The sequence below is a fragment of the Brevibacillus fluminis genome, assembly GCF_003710825.1.
GTDB lineage: Bacteria > Bacillota > Bacilli > Brevibacillales > Brevibacillaceae > Brevibacillus_D > Brevibacillus_D fluminis.
This window is the reverse complement of record NZ_RHHQ01000004.1, coordinates 331304-355990: the sequence shown is the minus strand read 5'-3', so window position 1 is coordinate 355990 and position 24687 is coordinate 331304. Positions and strand designations below refer to the sequence as shown.

Annotated in this window: 28 protein-coding genes; 26 read left to right on the top strand and 2 right to left on the bottom strand. The window is 48.5% G+C overall.

Features of this window, described 5'->3' with window-relative positions:
- Positions 1 to 4: 4 nt before the first annotated feature.
- From ftsY to EDM56_RS03885, 18 genes are all read left to right on the top strand, one after another.
- The gene (ftsY, locus tag EDM56_RS03970) at positions 5 to 1006 is read left to right on the top strand and encodes a signal recognition particle-docking protein FtsY (RefSeq protein ID WP_122916580.1); all 1002 of its coding nucleotides are present in this window, start codon (positions 5 to 7) and stop codon (positions 1004 to 1006) included.
- Positions 1007 to 1012: 6 nt separating this feature from the next.
- The gene (locus EDM56_RS03965) at positions 1013 to 1552 is read left to right on the top strand and encodes a GNAT family N-acetyltransferase (RefSeq protein ID WP_122916579.1); all 540 of its coding nucleotides are present in this window, start codon (positions 1013 to 1015) and stop codon (positions 1550 to 1552) included.
- Positions 1553 to 1673: 121 nt separating this feature from the next.
- Positions 1674 to 2012: a putative DNA-binding protein gene (locus EDM56_RS03960; protein ID WP_122916578.1), complete on the top strand. Its 339-nt coding sequence runs from the start codon at positions 1674 to 1676 to the stop codon at positions 2010 to 2012.
- 11 nt (positions 2013 to 2023) lie between these two features.
- A complete protein-coding gene (ffh, locus tag EDM56_RS03955) occupies positions 2024 to 3469 on the top strand; it encodes a signal recognition particle protein (RefSeq protein WP_122916577.1) in 1446 nt (481 codons plus the stop codon).
- Between the two features lie 93 nt (positions 3470 to 3562).
- Positions 3563 to 3835 (top strand): 30S ribosomal protein S16, encoded by a 273-nt coding sequence (gene rpsP / locus EDM56_RS03950; RefSeq protein ID WP_122916576.1) that lies wholly within the window; start codon positions 3563 to 3565, stop codon positions 3833 to 3835.
- A gap of 23 nt (positions 3836 to 3858) precedes the next feature.
- Positions 3859 to 4086, top strand: a complete 228-nt coding sequence (locus EDM56_RS03945) for a KH domain-containing protein (protein WP_122916575.1) — start codon at positions 3859 to 3861, stop codon at positions 4084 to 4086.
- Between the two features lie 132 nt (positions 4087 to 4218).
- Positions 4219 to 4689, top strand: a complete 471-nt coding sequence (locus EDM56_RS03940; protein ID WP_122916574.1) for a YlqD family protein — start codon at positions 4219 to 4221, stop codon at positions 4687 to 4689.
- Positions 4634 to 5152 carry a ribosome maturation factor RimM gene (rimM, locus tag EDM56_RS03935; protein WP_122916573.1) on the top strand — a complete coding sequence of 173 codons (519 nt, stop codon included), beginning with the start codon at positions 4634 to 4636 and terminating at the stop codon, positions 5150 to 5152. Before EDM56_RS03940 ends, rimM begins: the two co-directional genes overlap by 56 nt.
- A 9-nt stretch (positions 5153 to 5161) precedes the next feature.
- Positions 5162 to 5890, top strand: coding sequence for a tRNA (guanosine(37)-N1)-methyltransferase TrmD (gene trmD, locus EDM56_RS03930; RefSeq protein ID WP_122916572.1), 729 nt, complete (start codon positions 5162 to 5164; stop codon positions 5888 to 5890).
- Between the two features lie 188 nt (positions 5891 to 6078).
- Complete coding sequence (rplS, locus tag EDM56_RS03925) at positions 6079 to 6426, top strand: 50S ribosomal protein L19 (RefSeq protein ID WP_122916571.1); 348 nt, start codon at positions 6079 to 6081, stop codon at positions 6424 to 6426.
- A 112-nt stretch (positions 6427 to 6538) separates the two neighbouring features.
- Complete coding sequence (gene lepB / locus EDM56_RS03920) at positions 6539 to 7102, top strand: signal peptidase I (RefSeq protein ID WP_122916570.1); 564 nt, start codon at positions 6539 to 6541, stop codon at positions 7100 to 7102.
- A gap of 29 nt (positions 7103 to 7131) precedes the next feature.
- Positions 7132 to 8013, top strand: coding sequence for a ribosome biogenesis GTPase YlqF (gene ylqF / locus EDM56_RS03915; protein ID WP_122916569.1), 882 nt, complete (start codon positions 7132 to 7134; stop codon positions 8011 to 8013).
- 144 nt (positions 8014 to 8157) lie between these two features.
- Positions 8158 to 8943, top strand: coding sequence for a ribonuclease HII (locus tag EDM56_RS03910; protein ID WP_122916568.1), 786 nt, complete (start codon positions 8158 to 8160; stop codon positions 8941 to 8943).
- 17 nt (positions 8944 to 8960) lie between these two features.
- On the top strand, positions 8961 to 10724 hold the full coding sequence (locus EDM56_RS03905; protein ID WP_122916567.1) for a hypothetical protein: 1764 nt from the start codon (positions 8961 to 8963) through the stop codon (positions 10722 to 10724).
- Positions 10721 to 11014 (top strand): EscU/YscU/HrcU family type III secretion system export apparatus switch protein, encoded by a 294-nt coding sequence (locus EDM56_RS03900; protein WP_122916566.1) that lies wholly within the window; start codon positions 10721 to 10723, stop codon positions 11012 to 11014. The genes EDM56_RS03905 and EDM56_RS03900 overlap by 4 nt, the downstream gene beginning before the upstream one ends.
- The gene (locus EDM56_RS03895; RefSeq protein WP_122916565.1) at positions 11011 to 11373 is read left to right on the top strand and encodes a YraN family protein; all 363 of its coding nucleotides are present in this window, start codon (positions 11011 to 11013) and stop codon (positions 11371 to 11373) included. Before EDM56_RS03900 ends, EDM56_RS03895 begins: the two co-directional genes overlap by 4 nt.
- A 704-nt stretch (positions 11374 to 12077) precedes the next feature.
- Positions 12078 to 13274 (top strand): D-alanyl-D-alanine carboxypeptidase family protein, encoded by a 1197-nt coding sequence (locus tag EDM56_RS31770; RefSeq protein ID WP_246009248.1) that lies wholly within the window; start codon positions 12078 to 12080, stop codon positions 13272 to 13274.
- Between the two features lie 38 nt (positions 13275 to 13312).
- Positions 13313 to 13768 carry a hypothetical protein gene (locus EDM56_RS03885; RefSeq protein WP_122916564.1) on the top strand — a complete coding sequence of 152 codons (456 nt, stop codon included), beginning with the start codon at positions 13313 to 13315 and terminating at the stop codon, positions 13766 to 13768.
- A 254-nt stretch (positions 13769 to 14022) separates the two neighbouring features.
- Here EDM56_RS03885 and EDM56_RS03880 read toward each other — a convergent pair whose 3' ends face one another.
- Positions 14023 to 14652, bottom strand: coding sequence for an NlpC/P60 family protein (locus EDM56_RS03880; RefSeq protein ID WP_122916563.1), 630 nt, complete (start codon positions 14650 to 14652; stop codon positions 14023 to 14025).
- Between the two features lie 119 nt (positions 14653 to 14771).
- Here EDM56_RS03880 and lspA point away from each other — a divergent pair, with 119 nt between their 5' ends.
- From lspA to EDM56_RS03865, 3 genes are all read left to right on the top strand, one after another.
- Positions 14772 to 15290: a signal peptidase II gene (gene lspA / locus EDM56_RS03875; protein ID WP_246009247.1), complete on the top strand. Its 519-nt coding sequence runs from the start codon at positions 14772 to 14774 to the stop codon at positions 15288 to 15290.
- A 106-nt stretch (positions 15291 to 15396) separates the two neighbouring features.
- Positions 15397 to 15906 carry a metallophosphoesterase gene (locus EDM56_RS03870; protein WP_122916561.1) on the top strand — a complete coding sequence of 170 codons (510 nt, stop codon included), beginning with the start codon at positions 15397 to 15399 and terminating at the stop codon, positions 15904 to 15906.
- A gap of 70 nt (positions 15907 to 15976) precedes the next feature.
- Entirely contained in the window at positions 15977 to 17554 is a 1578-nt protein-coding gene (locus EDM56_RS03865) for a YifB family Mg chelatase-like AAA ATPase (RefSeq protein ID WP_122916560.1), read from the top strand.
- Positions 17555 to 17569: 15 nt separating this feature from the next.
- Here EDM56_RS03865 and EDM56_RS03860 read toward each other — a convergent pair whose 3' ends face one another.
- Positions 17570 to 17950, bottom strand: coding sequence for a hypothetical protein (locus EDM56_RS03860; RefSeq protein WP_246009246.1), 381 nt, complete (start codon positions 17948 to 17950; stop codon positions 17570 to 17572).
- Between the two features lie 46 nt (positions 17951 to 17996).
- Here EDM56_RS03860 and EDM56_RS03855 point away from each other — a divergent pair, with 46 nt between their 5' ends.
- The 5 genes from EDM56_RS03855 to sucC all read left to right on the top strand — a co-directional run bounded on the left by EDM56_RS03855 (position 17997) and on the right by sucC (position 24575).
- The gene (locus EDM56_RS03855; RefSeq protein WP_122916559.1) at positions 17997 to 19121 is read left to right on the top strand and encodes a hypothetical protein; all 1125 of its coding nucleotides are present in this window, start codon (positions 17997 to 17999) and stop codon (positions 19119 to 19121) included.
- A gap of 620 nt (positions 19122 to 19741) precedes the next feature.
- A complete protein-coding gene (locus EDM56_RS03845; RefSeq protein WP_122916557.1) occupies positions 19742 to 20962 on the top strand; it encodes an MFS transporter in 1221 nt (406 codons plus the stop codon).
- A 222-nt stretch (positions 20963 to 21184) separates the two neighbouring features.
- Entirely contained in the window at positions 21185 to 22084 is a 900-nt protein-coding gene (locus EDM56_RS03840; protein ID WP_122916556.1) for an AlbA family DNA-binding domain-containing protein, read from the top strand.
- Positions 22085 to 22153: 69 nt separating this feature from the next.
- Positions 22154 to 23200: a hypothetical protein gene (locus tag EDM56_RS03835; protein ID WP_122916555.1), complete on the top strand. Its 1047-nt coding sequence runs from the start codon at positions 22154 to 22156 to the stop codon at positions 23198 to 23200.
- 214 nt (positions 23201 to 23414) lie between these two features.
- Positions 23415 to 24575, top strand: coding sequence for an ADP-forming succinate--CoA ligase subunit beta (gene sucC / locus EDM56_RS03830; protein ID WP_122916554.1), 1161 nt, complete (start codon positions 23415 to 23417; stop codon positions 24573 to 24575).
- Positions 24576 to 24687 lie beyond the last annotated feature (112 nt).

Sequence of the window (24687 nt, the reverse complement as noted above, 5' to 3'; positions counted from 1 at the left end):
AACGATGAGCTTTTTCAAACGATTAAAAGATGCGATCGTGCAAAAATCGGAGGCTGTAACCCAGAAGTTTACCGACGGTCTGGCCAAAACCCGCGATTTGCTGGTGGAAAAGGTCGAAGATCTGGTTCGCCGCTATAAAAAGCTGGATGAAAATTTCTTTGAAGAGCTGGAAGAGATTTTGATCGCAGCCGATGTCGGCGTCAATACCGTCATGGAGCTGATCGATGAGCTACGCTCTGAGGTACGTAAGCATAAAATCGAAAATGCGCTTGACCTGCAGCCGATTTTGTCCGAGAAGCTGGTCAATCTGCTGAAAAACGATAACACTGCCAGTACAGAGCTGAATGTCGAGACTGGCCGCCTGAACGTGATTTTGTTTGTCGGCGTCAATGGCGTGGGTAAAACAACCACGATCGGCAAAATGGCACACATGTTCAAGCAGCAGGGCAAAAAGGTCATCATGGCGGCAGGCGACACGTTCCGCGCGGCAGCGATCGAACAGCTGGAAGTGTGGGGCGATCGCGTCGGCGTCGAAGTGATCAAGCACTCGCAGGGCGCTGATCCGGCAGCGGTGATCTTTGATGCCGTACATGCAGCCAAATCGCGCGGCGCAGACATTTTGCTGTGCGATACGGCTGGCCGTCTGCAAAACAAAGTCAACTTGATGGAAGAGCTAAACAAAGTGTACCGTGTGCTGCAGCGCGAAATTCCGAATGCACCTCATGAGGTTCTCCTTGTACTGGATGCGACAACCGGCCAAAACGCGCTGTCACAAGCAAAAACGTTCGGCCAATCGGCTGGCGTAACAGGCATTGTGTTGACCAAGCTCGACGGAACGGCGAAAGGCGGTATCGTCATCGCGATACGCAATGAGCTGCAAATTCCGGTGAAGTACGTCGGTCTGGGTGAAAAAATGGATGACTTGCAGCCATTCGATCCGGAGCAATTCGTCCATGCGCTGTTTGCCGGGCTGATTGAAGAAAAAGAAACGGAAGAAAAGGAGTAATGTGGGATGAGGCTTGAGGGAGAAAAGGTGTTTTTGCGTCGTCTGCTCGCGTCCGATGCAGGGGAGCTGCTCGATTTGCGCAGCCGCAACCAAGCGTTTTTTCAGCCCTTTGAGCCGATTCAGCCAACAGACCATTACACCTTGGAAGCGCAGCTGGCAGCAATCGAGCTGGCCCATGTCAACTGGGAGAAGGGGCTAGCCTACGGTTTCGGCATATGTACCGCTGAGAGCGCACGCTTGATCGGTAGAGTGAACCTGGCCAATGTTGTTCGCGGTGCTTGGCAAAACTGCACCATCGGCTACTTCATTGACCAGTCGCAAAACGGGCAGGGCTTCATGACGGAAGCAGTCAAGCTCGCCGGGCGATTCGCCTTTGACGAGGCGGGCTTGCACCGTGTCCAGGCAGGCGTGATGCCGCATAACGTCCGCTCTATCCGAGTGCTCGAAAAAGCAGGTTTTCGTAACGAAGGACTGTCCAAGCGGTACCTCAACATTAATGGCGTTTGGGAGGATCATCTTATTTTTGCTCGGACGTCTGAAGAATAAAAAATGATGTCAACAAAAAAGCTTGACAGTCAGATGTGAATTGGGTACTATAATAAACATCGCTGTAAAGAAAAAATCTTTACAGAGATAGTCGAGTACCTCACAGCAAAGGATTGGTTCGATGTTAGAGAAAACCAATCAGGTAAATCTCTTGTTTGACTTTTATGCGATGCTCTTAAAGGGCAAGCAACGTGAGTACCTGGAGCTGTACTACCTGGATGATTTGTCGCTCGGTGAAATCGCCGAAATGCATGAGGTCAGCAGACAGGCCGTCTACGACCACATCAAGCGAGCCGAGAAGCAGCTTTTCGAATATGAAGAGAAGCTTCAGCTGCTTGTTCGCCACGAACGGCGTCAGGCAGTATATCAAGAGATGGCAGGACTGGTAGATGAGCTTCAAGAAAGCGAAGCGAGAGATAAGCTGAAAACTTTGCTTCACATGCTGTCAGAGATGGAATAGGAGGGGCTCGCATGGCATTTGAAAGCTTAGCCAGCCGTCTGCAAAGCGCATTTGACAAACTGCGCGGCAGAGGGAAGATCGACGAGGCATCGGTTAACGAAGCGATGCGCGAAGTGAGACTTGCCCTGCTGGAAGCAGACGTTAACTTCAAAGTAGTAAAAGATTTCGTCGCCCGCGTCAAAGAACGGGCAATCGGCCAAGATGTACTTAAAAGTTTGACCCCAGGCCAAATGGTCATCAAGGTGGTAAACGAAGAGCTTACTGAGTTGATGGGCGGTAACGTGGCCAAGATCGCTGTTGCACCGAAAGCACCGACCGTTGTCATGATGGTTGGTTTGCAAGGGGCAGGGAAAACCACGACGACCGGTAAGCTGGCGAAATATCTGCAAAAACAAAATCGGAAACCCTTGCTGGTTGCCTGCGACATTTATCGTCCAGCGGCAATCAAGCAATTGCAAGTTTTAGGGGGACAAGTTGGCGCCCCTGTGTTCGCACTGGGCGATAAAGTGAGCCCGGTGGAAATCGCCAAACAAGCGTTGGAACATGCGAAAGCGAACCATCTCGATTACGTGCTCCTCGATACCGCAGGCCGCCTGCATATCGACGAAGCGCTGATGGATGAGCTAAAGCAGGTGCGTGAAGTAGCCAAGCCTGATGAAATCCTGCTGGTTGTCGATGCGATGACAGGTCAGGACGCGGTCAATGTAGCGGATAGCTTCAATCAACAATTGGAGTTGACCGGTGTCATCTTGACCAAACTGGATGGCGACACGCGCGGTGGTGCAGCGCTCTCCGTCAAAGCGGTGACCGGCAAACCGATCAAGTTCGCCGGGATGGGCGAAAAGCTCGATGCTTTGGAACCTTTCCACCCCGACCGGATGGCCTCGCGTATTTTGGGTATGGGCGACGTGCTCAGCCTGATTGAAAAAGCGCAGGAAGCGGTCGATGAGGAAAAGGCCAAGCAGATGGAGAAGCAAATGCGTCAAGGGGAGTTCACCTTTGACATGTTCCTCGACTCCATGCAGCAAATGCGCAAGCTGGGGCCGCTGGAAGATTTGCTCGGCATGCTGCCAGGCATGAACAAGATGAAGGATCTGAAAGTGGATGAAAAGCAGCTGGGCCGCACGGAAGCCATCGTTCAGTCGATGACCAAGGCGGAACGCGCCAATCCAGACCTTCTCAATGCCAATCGTCGGAAACGAATTGCAGCAGGAAGCGGCACGACCGTACAGGAAGTCAACCGATTCATCAAGCAGTTCGAAGAAATGAAGAAGATGATGAAGCAGTTCTCCGGCATGTCCGACAAGATGAACAAAAAAATGAACAAATTGGGTAAGAAAAAGGGTGGAGGCCTGCAGCTTCCGTTTGGCAACAAAGGCGGTTTGCCGATGATGCCGGACGACAAGAAAAAAGGCGGCATGAACTTCCCATTCAATTTCAAGCCACCGTTCAAGTAAACCGATGAGGTTGAACTTCTTTCGCACCTGTGCGATAGTTCACATATAAGTTTTCCAACGTATACCGTTGACCAATATAGGAGGTGAAACAACATGGCAGTAAAAATCCGTCTGAAACGTATGGGTTCCAAGAGAGCTCCTTTCTACCGTGTAGTTGTAGCAGATTCTCGTTCCCCACGTGATGGCCGCTTTATCGAAGAGATCGGTTACTACAATCCAGTCGCTCAACCGGCTGTTGTCAATATCGATTCGGAGAAAGCTGTTCAATGGATCTTGAACGGTGCAGCTCCAACTGATACAGTGCGCAACCTGCTCTCCAAAGCAGGCGTTCTCACAAAAGTTCATGAGACCAAATACGGTAAGTAAGAATCTCGTACGGGGGTTGTGACATGAAAGAGTTGGTCGAAACGATCGCTAAAGCTCTCGTCGATCATCCTGAAGAAGTACGAGTGAACGCAGTCGACAAAGAGCGCCTCCTTGTTTTCGAATTGTCCGTTCATCCTGATGATATGGGCAAGATTATCGGCAAACAAGGACGAATTGCCAAGGCACTGCGAACCGTAGTGATAGCCGCTGCTGCACAAACAGACAAGCGTATCACGGTTGAAATTGTCTGAGTAAAGACTGGGAGCATGCCTCCCAGTCTTTTTTCAACATGTAAGTATGAATCGAGGTTTAGCCTTTAGCGCATGTAGACGGTTCGCATCGGCGCGGTCGGTCATCCTTGATTCTTATCAGGAGGGATGCGTGTGATCACGATACAACGGCAAATTCCTGTGAAATTGATTTTGACAGAGCAATCGCGTGAACGGCTACGCCACGAATATGAGGCGCAAATCAGACAGGTGCAAGAAGAATTACGGCAGTGGGAATTCTATTCGAAAAGGCTGCTGCACGAAGCACAGGGAAAGTCGCAGGCTGCTCGCCAGCAGGCAGAAGAGCGGATTGCACGGGAGGAAAAGAACCGCAGGGAAAAGCTTGAGCGAATTCAATTCCAGCTGGAGCAGTCACAACAGCTGCCGATCGGCAGTGAACTGCCCTATACGACAGTACAAAGCAGCGTGCAGGTGCAAATCGGAGACAACTGGAATGACATCATGACCGGAACGGAAATCATTGTAAAAAACGGGATTGTACACGCCATCCGCCAAGGGGGAGAACGAAATGGATCAAACGAATTTTTATACGGTGGGCAAGCTGGTGAACACCCAAGGCCTTAAGGGTGAAGTCCGGGTGGTTTCGACGACCGATTTCGCCGATAAGCGGTTTAAGAAAGGTAAGACTCTTCTCTTGTTCCATCCAACACTCGCACAGCCGATCGAGGTTAAGGTCGCGACAAGACGACAACACAAGGAATTTGAGCTGCTCACATTTGAAGGCTTCGATACCATTGAAGCTGTGGAAAAATACAAGGGCGGCGAGTTGAAGGTTTCCGAGGACGATTTGATTCCGAACCGCGACGGTGAGTTTTACATTCATCAACTGATCGGCTGCCAAGTGTTCACGGAAGAAGGCGAGGAGCTGGGCAAGCTGACAGAGGTGCTGCAGCCAGGAGCAAACGACGTGTGGGTCGTAAAAGGAAAGCGTGGGGAAATCCTGCTTCCTTACATTGATGCGTGCATCAAACAGGTGGATATCGAGAACAAGCGGATCGTGTGCCATCTGATGGAAGGGTTACTGTAGGAGGAAAAGATGCGGATTGACATAGTAACGCTGTTTCCAGAAATGTTTCAAGGGGTGCTTGGCTCAAGTATTCTCGGCAAAGCGGCTGAAAAGGAGATCGTGTCGTTTCATGTGACCAACTTCCGAGACTACTCCGAAAGCAAACACGGCACAGTTGATGACACGCCATACGGAGGCGGGGGCGGTATGGTGCTAAAGCCAGACCCGCTCTTCCGGGCCGTCGAGGCGGTTGCAGGAGACGCTAAGCCGCGAGTCATCCTCATGTGTCCACAGGGCAAGCCATACAATCAAAAAATGGCCGAGGAGCTTGCCAAAGAAGAGCATCTCGTGTTTTTGTGCGGGCATTACGAAGGCTACGATGAACGCATCCGCGAGCATCTGGTGACCGATGAAATTTCGATCGGCGATTATGTGCTGACCGGTGGCGAGCTGGGGGCGATGGTGGTCGTTGACAGCATCGTGCGACTTTTGCCTGGAGCGTTGGGCAACCAAAGCTCGGCAGTCACCGATTCCTTTTCCACCGGCTTGCTCGAATACCCGCATTATACGCGTCCTGCCGAGTTCCGCGGCTGGAAGGTGCCAGACATCCTGTTGTCCGGCCACCACGCCAATATCGAACGCTGGAGGCTGAAGGAATCGCTGAGACGCACGCTCGAGCGCAGGCCGGACCTATTGGAACGGATTGAATTGACCGAGGAAATGAAGAAACTGCTGCGCGAGATTCGCGAGGAAGTATAAGAAGCAGAAATCTTCGAATCGGATGAAAAAAATAGGAAGAATAGACTTGAACAGTTCTGGGCGATATGCTATTATACTTCTTGTGGCAATTTTGCCCGCTGACTAAGGCGGTCCGCTACTCGCAGCTCAGCAAACGGCTGTGTGAGAAGCACGAGTAAGAACGTCTGATTGGAAGGAGGGAATTCACAATGAAACAAGTGATCCGTGAATTAACACAAGAACAACTGAAACAGGATCTTCCTGCTTTCCGTCCTGGTGATACGGTTCGTATTCACGTTAAGGTTATCGAGGGTCAGCGCGAGCGTATCCAGCTCTTCGAAGGCGTAGTTATTCGTCGTCGCGGTACCGGTATTAGCGAAACTTTCACTGTTCGTAAAATTTCGTACGGTGTTGGTGTTGAGCGTACATTCCCGGTGCATACACCGAAAATCGATAAAATTGAAATCGTTCGCCACGGTAAAGTTCGTCGTGCGAAGCTGTACTATCTGCGTGAACGCGTGGGTAAAGCTGCTCGTATTAAAGAAATTCGCCGATAATGAACGTACGGTGATACTATCTAGTATCGCTTAGAAGAAGGAGGTCTGGATTTCCAGTCCTCCTTTTTCAAATTATGACGCAAGAAAACGGAATAGCAGGAGGATAATAAAGATGAGTGAAGCGACTGCGACTTCCTCCAGCAAGGGGAAAAAAGAAGCGTGGGAATGGATCAAAGCTCTAGTTATCGCACTCGTGTTTGCCTTTTTCATTCGGACGTTTCTGTTTGCGCCATTTATTGTAGAAGGCGAATCGATGGAAGCAACATTACATAACAATGAGCGCTTGGTAGTCAACAAAGCGATTTATTATCTCTCCAAACCGCAGCGTGGCGATATCATCGTTTTCCACGCTGAGGCTGACAAGGATTATATCAAACGGGTAATCGGGGTAGCGGGTGAAACGGTGGAAGTCCGCGATGATGAGCTGTTTATTAACGGCAAAAAAGTGGACGAACCTTACTTGGCCAAAAAACGGGAAGAAGCGAAAGCGGAAGGTTTGCCGTTAACCGAGAATTTTGGTCCGATCCAAATCCCGCCAAACCACATTTTCGTCATGGGTGACAATCGGCAAAACAGCCGGGACAGCCGCATGATCGGCCCTGTGGATTTGGGTACGGTGGTAGGCCGGGCGGAGTTCGTGTTCTGGCCCATTCAAGAAGGACGCTTGACCCGCTAGACCGGATTTACGTGAAGTAGGTGAACGTATTGACGATTCAATGGTTTCCGGGGCACATGGCAAAAGCACGACGCCAAGTGACGGAACGACTGAAACAAATTGACGTGGTGATCGAGTTGCTAGATGCCCGTCTGCCGTTATCGAGCCGCAATCCGATGATCGATGAGATCGTGAGCGGAAAGCCCCGTCTCATTTTGCTCAATAAGGCCGATTTGGCGGATGAAAAAGCAACCAGCCTGTGGATCAATTACTTCAAAGAACAGGGGCTGCGGACGCTGCCGATCGATGCACTCTCCGGCAAAGGGGTCGGCAAATTGCCAGAGCTGTGCCATGAGCTGGCTGCCGATATGCTGAATAAGCGGACTGAGAGAGGCATGCAGGCACGTGCTGTGCGCATCATGATTCTCGGCATCCCGAATGTCGGCAAATCATCGTTGATCAACCGATTGGCGAAGCGCTCGGTGGCCCAAACAGGGGACCGACCGGCGGTAACCAAAGCCCAGCAGTGGGTTAAGATGGGCGATACGCTGGATTTGCTGGACACGCCAGGGATATTGTGGCCCAAATTCGAGGATCAGATGGTGGGCTTGCGCTTGGCTGCAAGTGGCGCGATCAAGGATGAGCTGATTGATTTTGGCGAGGTTGCGCTGTTTGTGATCGAGTATATGATGAAATATTATCCGGAACAGCTGATTGAGCGGTTCAAGCTCAAGGAACTGCCGGAAGACAAGCTGACCATGCTTGAGGAAGTCGGAAGAAAACGCGGATGCTTGGTGTCAGGCGGCCATATCGACTATGATAAGGCAGGGGAAATTTTTCTGCGTGAGCTGCGTTCCGGCAGACTCGGAACAATTACCATCGAACGGCCAGTGGATTGGCTTGAACAAACGAAAGAAACGGAAAGCTGTTGACTGTTGTGGTCAGCAGCTTTTTTTACGTACAAGAAAAGTTTCCATTAAACATGCATGGGCGGGCTGGAATCGAAAATTATTTGACGTACCGTCTGTCTATCGCCAAAATAAGAAAAGAAGCAATGGTAAGGGAGAAACCGATCAATGAAACTAGCGGAAATGTCGATAACAGAAATACGAACTGAATTGGAACGCACGCAAGAACCGTCCGCCGAGCTGCTCGCGATGCTGCGCGAGGACCAGCGAAAAGGCGTACAAGCTCTCTATAAACAAATCGAACAGCGGGCTGCCAAGAAGGCGATGCTGGAAGCCAAATGGAACGAAATGAACCGTTTTGAGCACGCACAGCGTCAAGCAGGCAAGCGATACATAGTAGGAATTGATGAGGTAGGGCGTGGACCGCTGGCAGGGCCGGTAGTGGCTTGCGCAGTCGTACTGCCGGAAGAACTCGTTTTGCCAGGATTAGATGACTCGAAAAAAGTGCCTGTCGCCGAGCGAAACAGACTGTATGAGCGGATCGTGGCAGAAGCGACCAGTGTCGGCATCGGTACAGTCGATGCGGAACGGATCGATCAAATCAACATTTTGGAAGCGACGAAAGAAGCGATGAAGCTGGCGATCGCCGCCATATCCGTGCCGATTGACGTGTGTCTAATCGATGCTGTCACATTACCGAATTTGCCATTTGAACAAGTGCCAATCATTGGCGGTGATGCGGCAAGTGTTTCAATCGCGGCGGCATCGATTGTGGCGAAGGTGACGCGCGATCGGCTCATGGAAGAATACGCGCGGCAATATCCGCAGTACAGCTTTGAGAAAAATGCAGGGTATGGTACAAAGGAACATTTGGCTGCGATAGAAGCGTACGGCCCATCACCAATCCATCGGCGTTCATTTACCGGCGTGAAGGAGTGGGTCACCGGCGAGTAAAAAGGGGGGAGCAACACGTGCTGCAAACATCGCAATTGCTGCAATCGTTTGTCGGAAGAGCATCCGTACAAAGCGCAACACCCGTTGAATTCATCCCGGGTCAAGTTTTTCGCGGCACGGTACAAAAGCTGTTTCCAGACAATCTTGCTCTCGTGCAGATCGGCGGCATGCCGGTTATGGCCAAGCTGGAAGCCAGCTTAGAAGCGGGTCAAAAGGCATGGCTACAGGTGCAGCCAACATCAGGAATGGTCACGCTGAAAGTGTTGACGGACACAGATCGTCCGCAGCAAGCACAGGCACCGACAATCGATGGCTTGATGAAGTCGCTGGGAATTCCCGAATCAAAAGACAGCCAAGGGATCGTACAAGCGTTGGTGAAAGAAAACGCCCCGATTACAAAAGAGATCGTCAACTCCTTTGAAACGATTGCCAAAGCGCTGTCCCCGTCTGCTTCAACGACAGAGGCATTCGTCCTAGCGATGAAACGCGGCTTGCCGTTGACCAAAGACGTGGTAGGAGCGGTAAAGGCGTTCCTATCTCCGACACAAACGATCGGGACGGCGCTACAGGCTGTCTCTCATGAGCTTGATCGGTTTTTGGCCTCAACAACGGCTGAGATAGACGGATTTAGCAAAGGGGCAACTGAGCAGGCATCCGGAGCAAAAAGCGTGATTCAGCAAAGCGCAGTTACTCCAGATACGACTACCGCTCTGAAGCAGACCGCTTTGCAATTGAAGGAGCGGCTCGCAGTGTTGGGCAACTTGATCGAGTCGATCACCACAGGAGAAGGTGGTCAACCACAGCAAAAAGGAACTGAACGTATGGATGTGCGCGCTGGCCAACCTACTGAACTACCGGTGTCTGTCCCAAAAGAAGGCAGCAAACCAAACGAGCTGAACTCATTGCAGCAAATTCAGGCGAAAGGCGGAGCGGATTCAGGCGTATCACCATCAACTGTCTCGCAACCACAGCTCACGCAAAAAGGGTTGCAAGTACAAGCTGGATCATTTGTAGGGAGTATCGGTCAACCCGATGCGCAAACGGCGGAAGCGCACGTACAATCCCATCAAACATTAGACGATACCCGCACGTTTTCCGGTCAAGTGGATGGTTCCTCACAGGAGACGATCAATCCGCTGAAAGAGCTGTTTCGACAATTGGGCATCACACATGAACGGCATCTTTTACAGCAAAGTGTGACAGGCAAAATCGATCCACAGCAGGCCGATACACTTGATAACATCAAGTCGCTTGCCATGCAAATCGCACAAAGTCCTGCTGCACATCAATCACCAGGGCTGAAGGAGGCTGCCGACAGTTTACTTGCGCAGGTAACAGGCCAGCAGCTCATGCTGGTACAGCCGCCGAATCAAGCGCTGGCACAGATTGTTATGCAAATACCGATGCGGACGGACCAAGGGGAGCAGAACGCTTTCATACAGATTGAATCAAAGAAAAAAGATGGCGGACAACTCGATTCGGACAATTGCCGCCTGTTGTTCAATTTGGATATGGAGCAGTTGGGAATCACCATGGTAGATGTGTCGATTGTCAATCGGATCATCGGCATTCAAGTGTTCAACAACATGCAATGGATCGAACCTTTGCTCTCTGCCGGCAAAGGGGCACTTTCTGCCGAGCTGCGGGACCTAGGCTATCAGCTATCCAATTTGCGGGCACTGCCGATCCCGGAAGGATCAAAGAGCACAAGCACCGTAGAAGTCAAATCGGGTCGCGCATCGATGCTGAATGAATACAAAGGGATGGATATCCGCGTATGAGTGATGAGCCATTACAGGAACAAACCAAGCGAAAACAAGCAGTTGCCCTTCGTTATCAAGCAGGTGTGGCAGACGCGCCGGTGGTGGTGGCGAAAGGCAAGGGCTATATTGCAGACAACATTTTAAAGCAAGCAAAAGAGCACAGTATCCCAGTGCAAGAAGACCCTTCACTGGTTGAAGTGTTGGGCAAGCTTGATCTCAATCAGCAAATTCCACCTGAACTGTATCAAGTCGTGGCAGGAATCCTCGCGTTTGTCTATCGTTTGGATAAACAAGGGAAAAAAACATGAAGGGCTATTCACGCAGCCAGTTGGGACAGGCAGGTGAAGATATGGCGGAAGCGTATTTGCAAGAGCAAGGCTATGAAATACTCGCGCGCAATTTTCGAACGCGTCATGGGGAAATCGACAGAATCGTCCGCCAAGGTAGTACGCTCGTTTTTGTCGAGGTAAAAACACGCAGAAGTTTGACGCATGGGACACCGACAGAAGCAATTACGGTGCAAAAGAGGCAAAAGCTCCGCCAAACTGCTCTTGCCTACCTGCAGGAGCATGGTGGCAACGGGGAAATTCTGCGGTTTGACGTTATCTCGATATTGCTGCAAAACGCCGAACCACCAAAAATCGAGCATCTGCAAAATGCGTTCTGAATCCGTCAGAAAGATTGGGATCGAACAAATAGGCGTGCCTACTGGGGAAACGTCTACATCAGAGCGAGAACTCGCTGCGTAGTATGTAATGTACTCGACGCGATGAACTCCTCCAACACTTTGATGGACCTCCTGTTTTGAAAGGAGGTTCCTTTTTTGTGTATTGATATAGGTATTAGCTATATGTGAAATAACGTTTATAGATTTTGCCGAATTTTCGAATGCCGCACTCCATTGGATGAAACGGCCGATGCGTGTCTCACAAACTGTTTTTGAATCGTTGAAAGAGCGTGGCTTGGAAGCGGAATTGCGAAATCCATTGTAATTCCCAACGATTGGAGAATATACTGGCTTGCTGGAGCAACAAGGGTTCCATGTGGAATATGCGCTGCTCTTTGAACGCCTAACCCCGCAGGCAGATGGCGATGAAGGAATGAAACACTGGATTGACTGTTTAGCGGTCCGTTCTTCACCGATTTTACACCTGAACAAAAAGAGCAGGCATTCGAGCAGATCTGTGATAACCTGCTGCCGGCACTGTTCCGAGACGGATCCTGGTGGGGTGATTACTGTCGCCTACGCGTAGTAGCGAAAAAAATAATCGTGCATAGCCTGCAGGAGGAGAGGTCACCTATATCCGTGAATGGAGGGGTGGCTTTTTACTTGTGAATTAGCAGTACGATCAGGAAAGGGAAGAAGCGGAAATGTATGGTAAAATGGGAAAAACGGACGATTTCGTCGCGATGGAGGCGTCAAGCATGCGATTATGGAAAAATGGCTGTTCATTCGTCGTAGCAATTGGGATATGCGGGGCGTTGCTGCCTATCGTTGCAGGGTGTGCTGAGGATGTGTCTCAGCATGGAGGTGGAGACGAACAGCCAAGCAATCTTGCTCAACCAACAGTTACCCTGGGGAAACCAGTGACACCAGAAGGGTCAGAATCAAGTAAGAAAGGCTCAGACATAAAGACGAACATCGGAACACAACCGACGGGAAGTACGGCATCTCAGTCAGGGGTCGGTACTGTAACACAACCATCAGCGAGCAAAGGAACATCGGGTACTGCAAATGTCATGGTAACGTCAACGCTAGACAAAGGGACCCAACAAGCCGTCAGTACGAAGCCTCACCAAACACCAAACACAGGGACCATGCCGAAGACAGAAAAAACAACCCAGCACTCGGCAAATACCCCAACGAATATGTCACCGAACAGCACAGCTACAAAATCAGCAACCAAACAGGGAATAGCAAGTTCAAAAACAACTGCAAAGCCATTGCCACAAGCAAAACTAATGGACAACACTACCGCAACTGATTTACATGTCCTCGTTAACAAGCAAAACGCACTTCCTTCTTCCTATATCCCGAGTGATCTGGTTAAAATCAACATCCCGTTCTCCTTCTCTGGAGAGAGTCCAAAGAAAATGCTGCGCAAGGAAGCGGCGGAAGCACTGGAATCGTTGGTTGCCCAGGCAGCTAGTGAGAAGATCAAGCTGGTCGGCGTTTCCGGTTATCGTCCTTATCATTTACAGGAAGCCATTTTTGCGAGCAACGTCAAAACAGAGGGATTTGCAGAAGCGAACCGAACCTCCGCTATCCCGGGGCAAAGCGAGCATCAAACGGGGTTGTCAATCGACATATCCAGCCCAGTGGTAAAAAATCAATTGACGGAAAAGCTTGGAACGACCGCAGAAGGTAAATGGTTGGCACAAAACGCTTATAAATTTGGCTTTATTATTCGTTATCCTCAAGACAAGGAAAAAGTCACCGGTTATTCTTACGAACCATGGCATATTCGTTATGTCGGGAAAGACATGGCGCAAGTGTTGCAAGAGAAAAATCTGACCTTAGAAGAATACTACCAGACCGTACATGCAGACCATGCGTATAAAATGTAGCGTACAATCACTCATTGATAGCAGAAAGGAGAAAGAACATGGTAGCAAAAGTAACGACAGCGCTGGTTTCTTCCCTTGTATTTTGCTTGTCACTCGCCATCGTTAGCTATGTCCCGATGATAGAACACGACCCGAATTCGTTCTATTCTTCCTTTTTTGACTTGCTGGTGCTGTTTCTGATTTATGCTGGCCCTGTTTACATACTGGGTGGGATACCGAGCGCCATTCTGATTGAAATGCTCCAAAGAAGAATAGCCCTAACAAACAGAGTAGGCTTGTATTTTTTTAACGTCTGCGCCTATCTAATCGCAGGGGTATTGGTCACATTTCTCTTGTTGCTAATCAACAGCCAAGGCAGGTTGCTTACAGAAGCGATTCGCGAAAACCTGATCTTCTTTGTGTTGGGGGCAATTGCCGCTGTTTTGTACTATCATGTTTTGATGCTGCTCACATTTTTGTACGGGCGTTATCGTACGGCTGTGAAGGAGAAATAACGTTCGGTAGAATCGAAAGGTTATATTATTTATGTACATATCAACGTGGTTGCGAATTTTTATAAAAAAATATACCGTTCATGGATGTCATAGAGCAACGATAGGAAGGATATCGCTCATGATCTGATAATACGAAAAGGCAGCCTAGGACAAAAAATCACTGTCTAGACTGCCGTTGAGTTGTTATAGGATGGTGGACTAGAGAAAAGAGGCTTATACCTTTTAATGGAACGCACTACTACCAAAAGTGGCGATCAGTTTGTAATGATCCGCTTTGCTCCCCAATAGTGCTCATCGTAATACGGATCACCAAAGAAGGTGCTGATTTTCACATTCCGTACGCCGCCTTTTGTGCCGGCTTGCAAGACTTTGTTATCGCCCAAATAAAGCGCTACGTGTGATACACCTTCCTGATACGTGCCGCTCAAGAATACCAAATCGCCTTTGCGCAGCTGTGATTTCGAGACGGGAGTCCCCATTTCACTGAGCATGGAAGACGAGTGAGGTAAATAATATCCATTTTGATTGAATATGTATTGGATGAATCCGGAGCAGTCAAACGCTACACCCGGTTGGTCTCCGCCGAAAACATACGGTACTCCCAACTGCGTCATGCCCGTTGCAATGATCGCATCCGCTTTCTCGGACCACTTTTGGGCTTTCTGTGCGGGGATCGTAATGCTGGAACCGACGATCAAATTGGTTGGGGTTACGTTCGGATTTGCGGACATGAGGCTGGAGAGACTTATGTTATACTTGTTGGCGATTAACCACAGCGTGTCATTCGCTTTAATGGTGTATTGGTTGCTCGCAGCGGCAGTAGCGATGCCTGAAAACAGCAAGCTCGCTGCTAGGACCGAACTCATGGCTATGACTTTCTTCATAAGTACCTCCTGGTGTATTCGTGATGGATGATTTCCAAAGAAATCTATTTTTAAGGTAGCATCTATTCTGAAAAATAGTAATACAGCAAAACATGGTAATTATTCTGGAAAAACGAAGGATGAAACGATCATTATTAACGACAGTGGAAAGCAGGGGAACTAGCATGCCGTTTTACATCGTCGCAGCATTGGTCATCATCGCAGATCAAGTGACAAAATATTTGGTCCGCGTCAACATTTCGGAAGGTGATACACTGCTTTTTTGGGGCATGCAGCTTACGCATTACGAAAATGCCGGCATGGCCCATAGCTTGTTTCAAGGGTACGCGAGATTGTTTGGCGTTGCGGCTATTTTGTTCGTAGCAGGCGTATTTTACTTTCGAAAACAGATGGAGCAAAAAGGAACACTGCTGGAAATCAGCTTAGGGTTTCTTGTTGGAGCTGCAATCGGGAATGCGATCGACCGATTTTTGTTCGGACAAGTAACAGACTTTTTGCTGTCCCCGTCAGGCAAAGGAATTCTCAACCTGGCGGACCATGCGATCAATATCGGTTTTTTGCTTCTAATCATCAACGGTGGCATGCAAGTATATCGGAAATGGAAAAGCGGTAGTGTGAGGTCGTATCGGAAATCCTAAGTATAAGCATGGGGGATAGCGCGTAACATGCGGGTAGACTTTTTCGTTAAGATACCTCCTGTAAGAGGAGCTAGCGGTTGGAAAATAAGTGATGGAGGGCAAATCCATGCAAAAAACCTTCGTAATTTCGGATCATCATTTTGGTCATAAACAAATCATTGATTTTGAGTCCAGGCCGTTTCATGATGTCGACGAGATGACAACAAAGATGATCGAGCGCTGGAACGCTGTCGTAGGCAAGGAAGACAAAGTATTTCATCTCGGCGACTTCTCCTTTTTGAATCGTGAAAAGACAAGGGACATTGTGCAGCAGTTATACGGGAGCAAGTTTTTGATTATGGGGAACCACGACCGGGGACGAACGAAGAAATGGTGGCTTGATGTAGGATTTGATGAAGTCAGTGAATATCCCTTAGTTTACGGCGGGTTTTATTTTCTGTCGCACGAACCAATGTACATGAACAAAAATATGCCCTATGTTAACATTCACGGCCATATCCATGGGCAAAAGTATGAAGGCAACCACTATATAAACGTGAGTGTGGAACTGTGGGATTATACGCCGGTTTCTTTTGAAGAGATAAAACGAATGACTATCCCGAATGAGGAGCAGTAGAAAGAGTCTAACTTTATTTGCACCACCCCTCTATCTTTTCCTACACTACAATCAAGAGGGGGAGGTTACCATGTATGCACGCACCTTTTCAGGCACCGTCCACGGAATTGACGGCTTGATCGTCACGGTCGAGGTTGATATTGCCAACGGCTTGCCACAGTTCGACGTTGTCGGTTTGGGCGGATCAGCGGTAAAGGAATCGCGTGACCGTGTCCGCTCCGCTTTACGTAATAACGAATGCCAATTCCCAATCCAACGAATCACGGTCAATTTGGCGCCGGCTGATATGCGAAAAGAAGGGTCTGGCTTTGATTTGGCCATTGCACTTGGCATTTTGGCTGCATCCGAACAGATCAAAGAGACACCGGTGAAAATGCTTGTCTTGGGAGAGCTTGCTTTGGATGGGAGTGTGCGTCCTGTAACAGGCGTGCTGCCTATTTTGCTGGAAGCCCGTCGGCACGGATTTACACATGCCATCGTTCCGCTGCATAACAAAGCTGAAGCAGGGCTTGTCGATCTGAATATACGTCCGGTTCGCACACTTAAAGAAGCGGTGCGCAGTTGGCTCCATCCAAATGCAAATGGAAGTGAGAACGAACGGCTGGAAGAAGAGGAGCAATCGGAAGAAATCATCCTTCCGCATGCCCCGGTACTTGACCAAAATGTGCAGAAGGATGCGGGGGATTTTGGTGAAGTTCTGGGACAGGCTTTTGTGAAAAGAGGGTTAGAGGTTGCGGCAGCAGGGTTTCACAATGTGCTGCTCATCGGTCCACCGGGCTCTGGCAAAACAATGCTGGCCAACTGTATGCCATCCGTCATGCCTGGCCTCAGCATGGAGGAAGCTTTTGAAGTCACAAAAATCTACAGTATCTCCGGACAACTGTCCGCCCACGGTGGATTGATCGGAAAGCGTCCGTTTCGTTCACCCCACCATACGATTACGGCAGCAGCGCTCGCTGGCGGAGGTTCGCACGCTCCACGGCCAGGAGAGTGCAGTCTGGCACACAACGGCATTCTTTTTCTTGATGAGATGCCCGAATTTTCACGAGCCGTTCTGGAGGTGCTCCGGCAACCGCTGGAGGCAGGGTATGTGACGATTGGACGGGCCAAACAAGTATATACGTACCCTGCACGATTTCTGCTGATCGCATCGATGAACCCTTGCCCGTGCGGCTTTTATTTGTCCCCGGATCAGCGGGAGTGCACGTGCACACCGTTACAGGTAATGAAATACCGTTCGAAAATCTCCGGACCGTTGTTGGACCGTATCGACCTTCATCTGGAAGTCCCACGCGTTCCCGTTGAATTGCTAGGCGAACGCCGTCAGGAAGAGCTGTCCGCGACGATTTGCAAACGAGTAGAACACGCAAGAGCGGTACAAACCAAACGTTTTTCTGGCAGACCAGCGTATCCGTTCAATAGCGGTATGAACGGCAAAGATTTGCGTAAACATGCGCAGCTTAATGAAGACGGGAAAGAATTGCTACAGGCAGCATTTGAAACATTGAAACTAAGTGCGCGGGCATACGATAGAATCCTCAAAGTCGCGCGTACCATTGCGGATCTCGACAACGCTGAACAGCTGCAAGCTCACCATGTAGCGGAAGCAATCCGGTATCGTACCTTGGATCGCGGGGTTCTAGCCTAATGTGGCGTAGCACCTTTATTTTTCCACATACTGTTCCAAACGTTTGAGTGCGACATGAGGATTCAAATCAATCTGAAAAACCATTGTCAGGTGGCTGGTAGAAGGAAGAGTAAGACGGGCGTGATGAAATAACGTTGGTTTTTGCCATTTGAGAATGCTAATGATTTCACTTAAGGGTGGAGTCACATCTTTCACGCGCAAAAGAGAGTTCAGGTACGTAATCAGTAGTCCAACCGCTTTCGGATCGTCTGAGTTTTGCAACTGATCAAGCATCTGCGAAAAATCTTTGATCAAGCTTTTCTTGCGTTCACGTTCAATGGTTCGAGGAGCCATCAGAGACATTTGAATCACCGCCAGTTCGCTGTAATGCGATCTTTTTACCCTTTTTGGTAACATTTCAAACCTTTCAGACGTCTATATGGCACAGAAAGGATGACATTAGATGAAAATAAAAAGTGTTGCTCTGGCGACCGTGCTTTTCACAGCTTCCGTTTGTTCCCTGTTATCATTATATACAGCAAACGCAGCTGGAGCAGTTCCTGCTGCGACAAACACGACGGCTCCCCCGACCAAAATCTATCAGATTGGCATAGATGGAAAAAAGCAAGCGCTCGTCGCGCAGTTCCAAGCGATGCACCGAGCAAGCATGTCACCAAGCGGCCGTTTTCTATATGCGGAAAAGCAGGGATTCAAGAAAGATGAGCAGACAGTTCCTTATTTATTTGATACGAAAACCAAGCAGCTTAGCCAGTTAAGTGGTTTCGCCAAGTGGGCTACGGGCAAGGACGAATTGTTGATCATGGATAAAGGCAGTTTGTATCGGTTTAATCCGCTCACAAAACAAAAAACATTACTTGTAACTGGGACTGCTGACACACCGATCCTCGACTATGCAATCTCACCTGATGGTCATTATCTCACATTTATTCAAGCAAATAAGAAAGAGCCTGATTCACAAAAACGCAACCAGCTTTATCTGCAGGATATGAATACGCTCAAAATGAAGGTCAACGACCAATTTTTCCTCAGTGATCGTGAGGTGAGCAGCACACAGTCGGTAGCGTTGATCTATTGGATACCCACGTCAAAAAAAGTTTTGTACAAGGCCAACGGTACGATTAAAGAGCTGGATTTGCCGACCGGACTAAAATATACGCATTCATTTAAAAGCTTCCCTGCTTATTCCAACGATATGAAGCTGCGGTTTGATGTCAAGGAAGGGAACGGTTTTATGACCGACCTGCAAACGGGCAAGAGTACTCCAACAGGGGAGCATCCACAATCGTTGGAGCGTGATTTGATTCAAGTATTCTGGTCTCCGATCGGCCATAATTATGTCGCGGAAAAATATCTGTTTACATCAAATGCGCAAGATGCATATGAGCAGTTGGTGATCAAAACACTGAACAAAACATTTGTGTATCCATTCGATGGAGGACCCTTTCTCAATACCATCGACAACATCCAATTTTTGGGGTGGGCAGCCGATGGCAAATCGTTTTTTGTTGGCGATTTGGACTCGGTGCACATGAGTCGTTTCGATGGGTGGCAACCGCGTATAAGATAAGGAAAGAAAAAAATAATCGCCCGATCAGAAAAGATCAGTGGCGCATTCCAATTGGTAATCTTCCGACCTACAAGTCATATAATAGGAGCGTACATGTCATCGTACGCTCCTTTCATTTTCATACAGTACTGCGGTTTATAGCATTTATCCAATTGTCTAACCGTATCCTTTGTGTTCCCACTTACAACTATCTGCTCTCCGCCCAACCAAGAAGGAGAAAAAGATCAATTTCTTTTGCTCCAAAATCGCAGCGGCATCACAGACCGACTGCCTGTCAACACAAATCATGCAAAGAAACTGGGCATCAGGTGCAAAAGAAATTGCGCTCATTTTTGTAAAATATTCCAGACGATTCAACTGTTTCCGCTGGAAATACCAGCTAAAGCGAATAAGCTTACCAATCACGTAACGATGGTAGCGAATATCTCCTCTGTTTTTCCGTTGAAGTCTTTCATCGCATGAAAGGATTGAATCAAGCGCATTTGCTTGGTATAGTTAAATCATAAATGATTCAAAATAATTGTACTATTAGAACGAAAGAGGCGAAACCAGTGTAGGAATCCTTTACGATCTCATAACGAAATCAATACAAAATTGAGAACGTAAGGGGCTATTACCTCATGGGAAAAAAACAGTTCGGTTTTCTCGTCGCCGGCCAATCATTGGCTAATATCGGCGATGTCTTTTACATTGTCTCGATGATTACGCTTGTCTATACGATTACGGGTACTGCTGTATATACAGCGATGTTCCCTGCACTTCGTTGCTTGGCACAATTCACGAGCGGCATTTTGGCGCCGCTGCTGCTGGATCGATTTCGGCTCCGTTCCATCATTATCGCATCTCAGCTTGGGCAGACCATTTTGTTATTGGGGTTGACGGTTTACTCGGCACAAATCGACGCGCATTCACCATTATATGGTTTGTATGGATTTATTATTTTGATGGCGTTGCTTGATGGGTGGACGACACCTGCGAGAAACGCAATGATCCCGCTATTGGTTGAGAAAGATCAGCTGATGCGCGCCAATGGCCTTATGTCTACGGTCGATCAAAGCGTGCAAATGGCTGGTTGGGCAATGGGGGGAGTCCTCGTCGCTTGGTTGGGCGGCACGACTGTTTTATGGCTAACATTTGCGATGTTTTCACTTTCTGCACTCTCACTTTTTTTCATCCGATTGCCAAAATCGGAGCGATCGCAGGAAAAGAATAGACCAGGTATACGTGACTCCTTGAAAGAAGGCTGGTCGTACATTTGGACGATGAAGCCGATTCGCATTTTGACAACGATGGATTTTCTCGAAGGGATCGCGGGTGGCGTCTGGATGGCTGCCATTCTACTCGTCTATGTAAATGAAGTTTTGCATCAAGGTGAACAGTGGTGGGGATTTATCAACGCGAGCTATTTTCTGGGGACGATCGCCGGGGGCGTGATTGTGATCGCGCTCGCCAATCAGTTGAATAGACGACTTCTCGTCACAGTGATCGGCGGGACGCTCTGTACCGGATTGTTGACACTTTGCTTCATCTATGTCAGTGTTCCGGTTTGGGCTCTTGTCATATCCGCTCTGTTTGGGCCAGTTTATCAACTGCAAGCAATCGCTAAACAAACGTTATACCAACGTGTCGTCCCGACGAATTTGCTGCCAAAAGTATTGTCTGCACAAGCAGCTTTGGCGTATATCACATTTGGCTTTTCCGCCATCGGGTTGAGTTATGTTTCCGACCATTTCGGCATCCGGGCAACGTATGACGTAGCGGCCGCTCTTATTTTTACAGGTGCGGCATTGGGTTGGTTCTGTCGCTCGGCAATTCGAACCATCACGCAGGTAGAGAGCTAATCCCGAGATTTTTACGAGAGAAAAACTTGTATGACTGGAAATGCGAATGGTACTATTTGCTTACTGCGGAGAATGATGGTAATCGGCTATTGGTAAGTATGGAAAAACTTGCAGTCGGAAAGAACCCGAATCGTTAGGGCGATTCTTTCTGGCTGCAAAATAAATTGGCACCAAAGTTGGCTTGTTTTCAAAATACGATTCCACACGATGATAGGGAGAGCTATGAGAAATCCATGCTACTTTTTGGCAATTGTTCATCATGCAACTGAAGATACGATTTTCTTTGATCTCTATCACATTACGAAACCGCTTTACGGCGATCAGACGCGGGGGTTGGTAAAGTCATCCGTTTCGCTTCCGAACCGCTATTTTGATTTTTTGATACATAGCGGTGTTTTAGAGATGCAGGGATTGGAAAGCTATCAGCCAACACAAGTCCATGCAGTGGCGATCGGTATGAATATCAAGTCTCTGGGGACCAACGTGCTGTTCGATATGTGCTTCTCCCCGCAAACCTATAAGCTGTGGCAAAATTCCGATGCTGCGATTGAAGAGATCAATTTGCCTGCGGACATCTTTGAAGAATATGTGTATCGCCTGGGCGCACTGAGCCGCTTCCGCTATTTGGGCAAAATCGATGACCCGCTAACCGCAACACAGCTGGGAGAAAACGACATGATTGAATTCAAGCGTGACTTCCTCAACTCCAAGAGCGCCATCATCAAAGCGGTCGTCGCCTTTGCGAACAGCAACAACGGCAATTTATACCTTGGAATTAATGACGATAACACGATTGTGGGAATCAATGAGGAGTTGGCCCATTACGGCGATCAAGACAAATACATGCTCGCGATTACCCAGTATATTCAAGACAAAACAACGCCGCTGTTGGCTCCCTTTCCAAAGATTTCGATCAAAAAAGTGGACGATAAGTATGTAGCGTGCATTTTTGTCGAAGTAGGATCGGAGCTGATTTGCGGATTGGACAAAAACAACGAAAAATTTGTCTCAATTCGGACGAATAATCGCTCCATCATCGTCCGCGATCCGCATCAAATCGGTGAAATCTACGTGAAACGCAAGCTTGGTACGGAAGTGAGCCGCCGTTTGGGTTTGCTGTAAAAAGCAAAATAGACAGAGAAAAGCATCACGAAAAAGGGAGCAGGGGGAATTACGAAAGGAGGACGCTCAATGCGAGCTTGCTTGCATGCTTGGACAATGTTCCTGGCGATACTGGCATGTTCTATTTCTGCGGGTTGCTCTGAAGTTACCACGAAGCCTGTGACAGACAACGATTCCCATGCAACTTCTAAGATCCAAGAGCAGTTCGGCACGATTGATAAAGTATCGGTTATGACGACTGATGGCCAGGAGATTTTCCTGGATAAAAAGGAATTTATGCAAAACGCCGAAAAAATGGCGGCGTTCTTACCCCAGGAACTTGAAAAGGTGAAAACAGACGATGCTCGCTTCACGCTGATTGTCTACCGTTCACAATCGGCGCCTTTTGTGTTGGAAATTGGCCCTGGGAGCGAAGCCATGAACGTCTTATACCATTGGATTCGCAAAGAGACAGCAGAGGTTGTCTTCCAACAAATTCATATTCGTACGCTGGAACTGTCTGCAACTGACTTGGACCAGCACTACATTCCGACCGATGAAGAAACGGCAAAAATAAACAAGCTTCTCACATCCGCAACCTTTTCTGAAACCACAGAACCATTGCAATACTCCCTTTATCCAGGCTATCAGCTGGTGATCAATACGCCGGAACGCGCTATTGCAGCCCGACTCCTTTCCCCGAGCCTGATCGGTTTATCACTCGGTAAAGAACATTTGTTTTACACGGTTTCCACGGATTTGTTTTCTGCAGTCGCGAACTGGCTCCCACCGGAAAAAGAGGGAGTACGGGATGTGTTTGACCCGTTGCTGCAAGCGACAAAAGTCATTCTCGCCCCAACCGGTGAGGGGATGTCCGACACATTGACCTATGATCCGGCTGAATCAAGCCGCTATATGGGGTTGCTGCATGAAACCGTCCGGGAATTGAAACGTGCCCATCCTTTATCGACGCCTTCCCCAACAACTTCACCAGCCTATTATTTACGTGTGATGACCGGGAATACGGAGCACACGATCCGCGTTTATGGCGACACGTTTCGCTATGAAGGAAAAATGTACCAACAATCCAAATTGCAGGAGCTTTTGAGGGATTATCGCCAGATTATCAGCAAATAAATGCGATTCATGGAAACCGCAAGAATGGGCAAGGATATAGGAAACGAGATTTTTAGAAGTGAAATGGACTACCATATTTGCAGATTATGTCGTAATATAGTCTTGTTGTACAGATTTGTGGCAGGATTTTGACACAGGGGAGAACTTGGAAAACCTTCTCACTGAGTCAGAGCACTGCTGATCTGCTCTACGATCTGACATAGGAGGATGGAGAATGAACATTCATGAGTATCAAGGTAAAGAGATACTGAGACAGTACGGTGTGAAAGTTCCTGATGGGCGCGTAGCGTTCACTGTTGAAGAAGCAGTTGAAGCAGCAAAAACATTGGGAACTTCTGTTTGCGTCGTAAAAGCGCAAATCCACGCAGGTGGCCGTGGTAAAGCTGGCGGCGTTAAAGTTGCGAAAAACCTGGATGAAGTTCGTACATATGCGGAACAAATCCTGGGCAAAGTGCTGGTTACACATCAAACTGGCCCAGAAGGTAAAGAAGTAAAACGCCTCTTGATCGAGCAAGGCTGCGATATCAAGAAAGAATACTACGTAGGTCTGGTTGTTGACCGTGCAACTGGCCGCATTACGATGATGGCGTCCGAAGAGGGCGGTACTGAAATCGAAGAAGTGGCTGAACATAGCCCAGAAAAAATCTTCAAAGAAGTTATCGATCCAGTAACAGGTCTGAATATGTTCCAAGCTCGCCGCCTTGCTTATGCGATCAACATTCCGAACGCATTGGTGAACAAAGCGGTTAAATTCATGATGAGCTTGTACCAAGCATTCGCAGATAAAGATTGCTCTATCGCTGAAATCAACCCATTGGTTGTAACTGGCGACGGTGAAGTTATGGCGCTGGATGCCAAACTGAACTTCGACAGCAACGCACTGTTCCGTCATCCTGACATCGTGGCATTGCGCGACCTGGAAGAAGAAGATCCGAAAGAAATCGAGGCTTCCAAATTCGATCTGTCCTACATCGCGCTTGATGGTAACATCGGCTGCATGGTTAACGGTGCAGGTCTCGCAATGGCGACTATGGATATCGTAAACTTCTACGGCGGCGAACCTGCGAACTTCCTCGATGTAGGGGGCGGAGCGACTGAAGAGAAAGTAACAGAAGCCTTCAAAATCATCTTGTCCGATGAAAAAGTAAAAGGTATCTTTGTTAACATCTTCGGCGGTATCATGAAGTGCGACATCATTGCAAACGGTGTTGTAGGTGCAGCGAAACAAGTAAAATTGGATCGTCCGCTGGTAGTTCGTCTGGAAGGTACGAATGTTGAGCTGGGCAAAAAGATCCTCAACGAATCCGGCTTGAACATCGTAGCTGCTGAATCCATGGCTGATGGTGCCGAGAAAATCGTTGCTCTCGTGAAGTAAGCATTTTCATCGTTCCAAAAAGTGCATGCGCAATGACGCGCTGACTTGGTTGGACCAGAAGAAAAACCTTTGTCTGCAAGGGGCTTGCTCACAGGCAATGTCTTTGGCGAGA

Coding starts and splice junctions, on each gene's coding strand:
- ftsY (WP_122916580.1), top strand. CDS start 5: ATGAGCTTTTTCAAACGATTAAAAGATGCGATCGTGCAAAAATCGGAG.
- EDM56_RS03965 (WP_122916579.1), top strand. CDS start 1,013: ATGAGGCTTGAGGGAGAAAAGGTGTTTTTGCGTCGTCTGCTCGCGTCC.
- EDM56_RS03960 (WP_122916578.1), top strand. CDS start 1,674: ATGTTAGAGAAAACCAATCAGGTAAATCTCTTGTTTGACTTTTATGCG.
- ffh (WP_122916577.1), top strand. CDS start 2,024: ATGGCATTTGAAAGCTTAGCCAGCCGTCTGCAAAGCGCATTTGACAAA.
- rpsP (WP_122916576.1), top strand. CDS start 3,563: ATGGCAGTAAAAATCCGTCTGAAACGTATGGGTTCCAAGAGAGCTCCT.
- EDM56_RS03945 (WP_122916575.1), top strand. CDS start 3,859: ATGAAAGAGTTGGTCGAAACGATCGCTAAAGCTCTCGTCGATCATCCT.
- rimM (WP_122916573.1), top strand. CDS start 4,634: ATGGATCAAACGAATTTTTATACGGTGGGCAAGCTGGTGAACACCCAA.
- trmD (WP_122916572.1), top strand. CDS start 5,162: ATGCGGATTGACATAGTAACGCTGTTTCCAGAAATGTTTCAAGGGGTG.
- rplS (WP_122916571.1), top strand. CDS start 6,079: ATGAAACAAGTGATCCGTGAATTAACACAAGAACAACTGAAACAGGAT.
- lepB (WP_122916570.1), top strand. CDS start 6,539: ATGAGTGAAGCGACTGCGACTTCCTCCAGCAAGGGGAAAAAAGAAGCG.
- EDM56_RS03910 (WP_122916568.1), top strand. CDS start 8,158: ATGAAACTAGCGGAAATGTCGATAACAGAAATACGAACTGAATTGGAA.
- EDM56_RS03900 (WP_122916566.1), top strand. CDS start 10,721: ATGAGTGATGAGCCATTACAGGAACAAACCAAGCGAAAACAAGCAGTT.
- EDM56_RS03895 (WP_122916565.1), top strand. CDS start 11,011: ATGAAGGGCTATTCACGCAGCCAGTTGGGACAGGCAGGTGAAGATATG.
- EDM56_RS31770 (WP_246009248.1), top strand. CDS start 12,078: ATGTATGGTAAAATGGGAAAAACGGACGATTTCGTCGCGATGGAGGCG.
- EDM56_RS03885 (WP_122916564.1), top strand. CDS start 13,313: ATGGTAGCAAAAGTAACGACAGCGCTGGTTTCTTCCCTTGTATTTTGC.
- EDM56_RS03880 (WP_122916563.1), bottom strand. CDS start 14,652: ATGAAGAAAGTCATAGCCATGAGTTCGGTCCTAGCAGCGAGCTTGCTG.
- lspA (WP_246009247.1), top strand. CDS start 14,772: ATGAAACGATCATTATTAACGACAGTGGAAAGCAGGGGAACTAGCATG.
- EDM56_RS03870 (WP_122916561.1), top strand. CDS start 15,397: ATGCAAAAAACCTTCGTAATTTCGGATCATCATTTTGGTCATAAACAA.
- EDM56_RS03865 (WP_122916560.1), top strand. CDS start 15,977: ATGTATGCACGCACCTTTTCAGGCACCGTCCACGGAATTGACGGCTTG.
- EDM56_RS03860 (WP_246009246.1), bottom strand. CDS start 17,950: ATGTTACCAAAAAGGGTAAAAAGATCGCATTACAGCGAACTGGCGGTG.
- EDM56_RS03855 (WP_122916559.1), top strand. CDS start 17,997: ATGAAAATAAAAAGTGTTGCTCTGGCGACCGTGCTTTTCACAGCTTCC.
- EDM56_RS03845 (WP_122916557.1), top strand. CDS start 19,742: ATGGGAAAAAAACAGTTCGGTTTTCTCGTCGCCGGCCAATCATTGGCT.
- EDM56_RS03840 (WP_122916556.1), top strand. CDS start 21,185: ATGAGAAATCCATGCTACTTTTTGGCAATTGTTCATCATGCAACTGAA.
- EDM56_RS03835 (WP_122916555.1), top strand. CDS start 22,154: ATGCGAGCTTGCTTGCATGCTTGGACAATGTTCCTGGCGATACTGGCA.
- sucC (WP_122916554.1), top strand. CDS start 23,415: ATGAACATTCATGAGTATCAAGGTAAAGAGATACTGAGACAGTACGGT.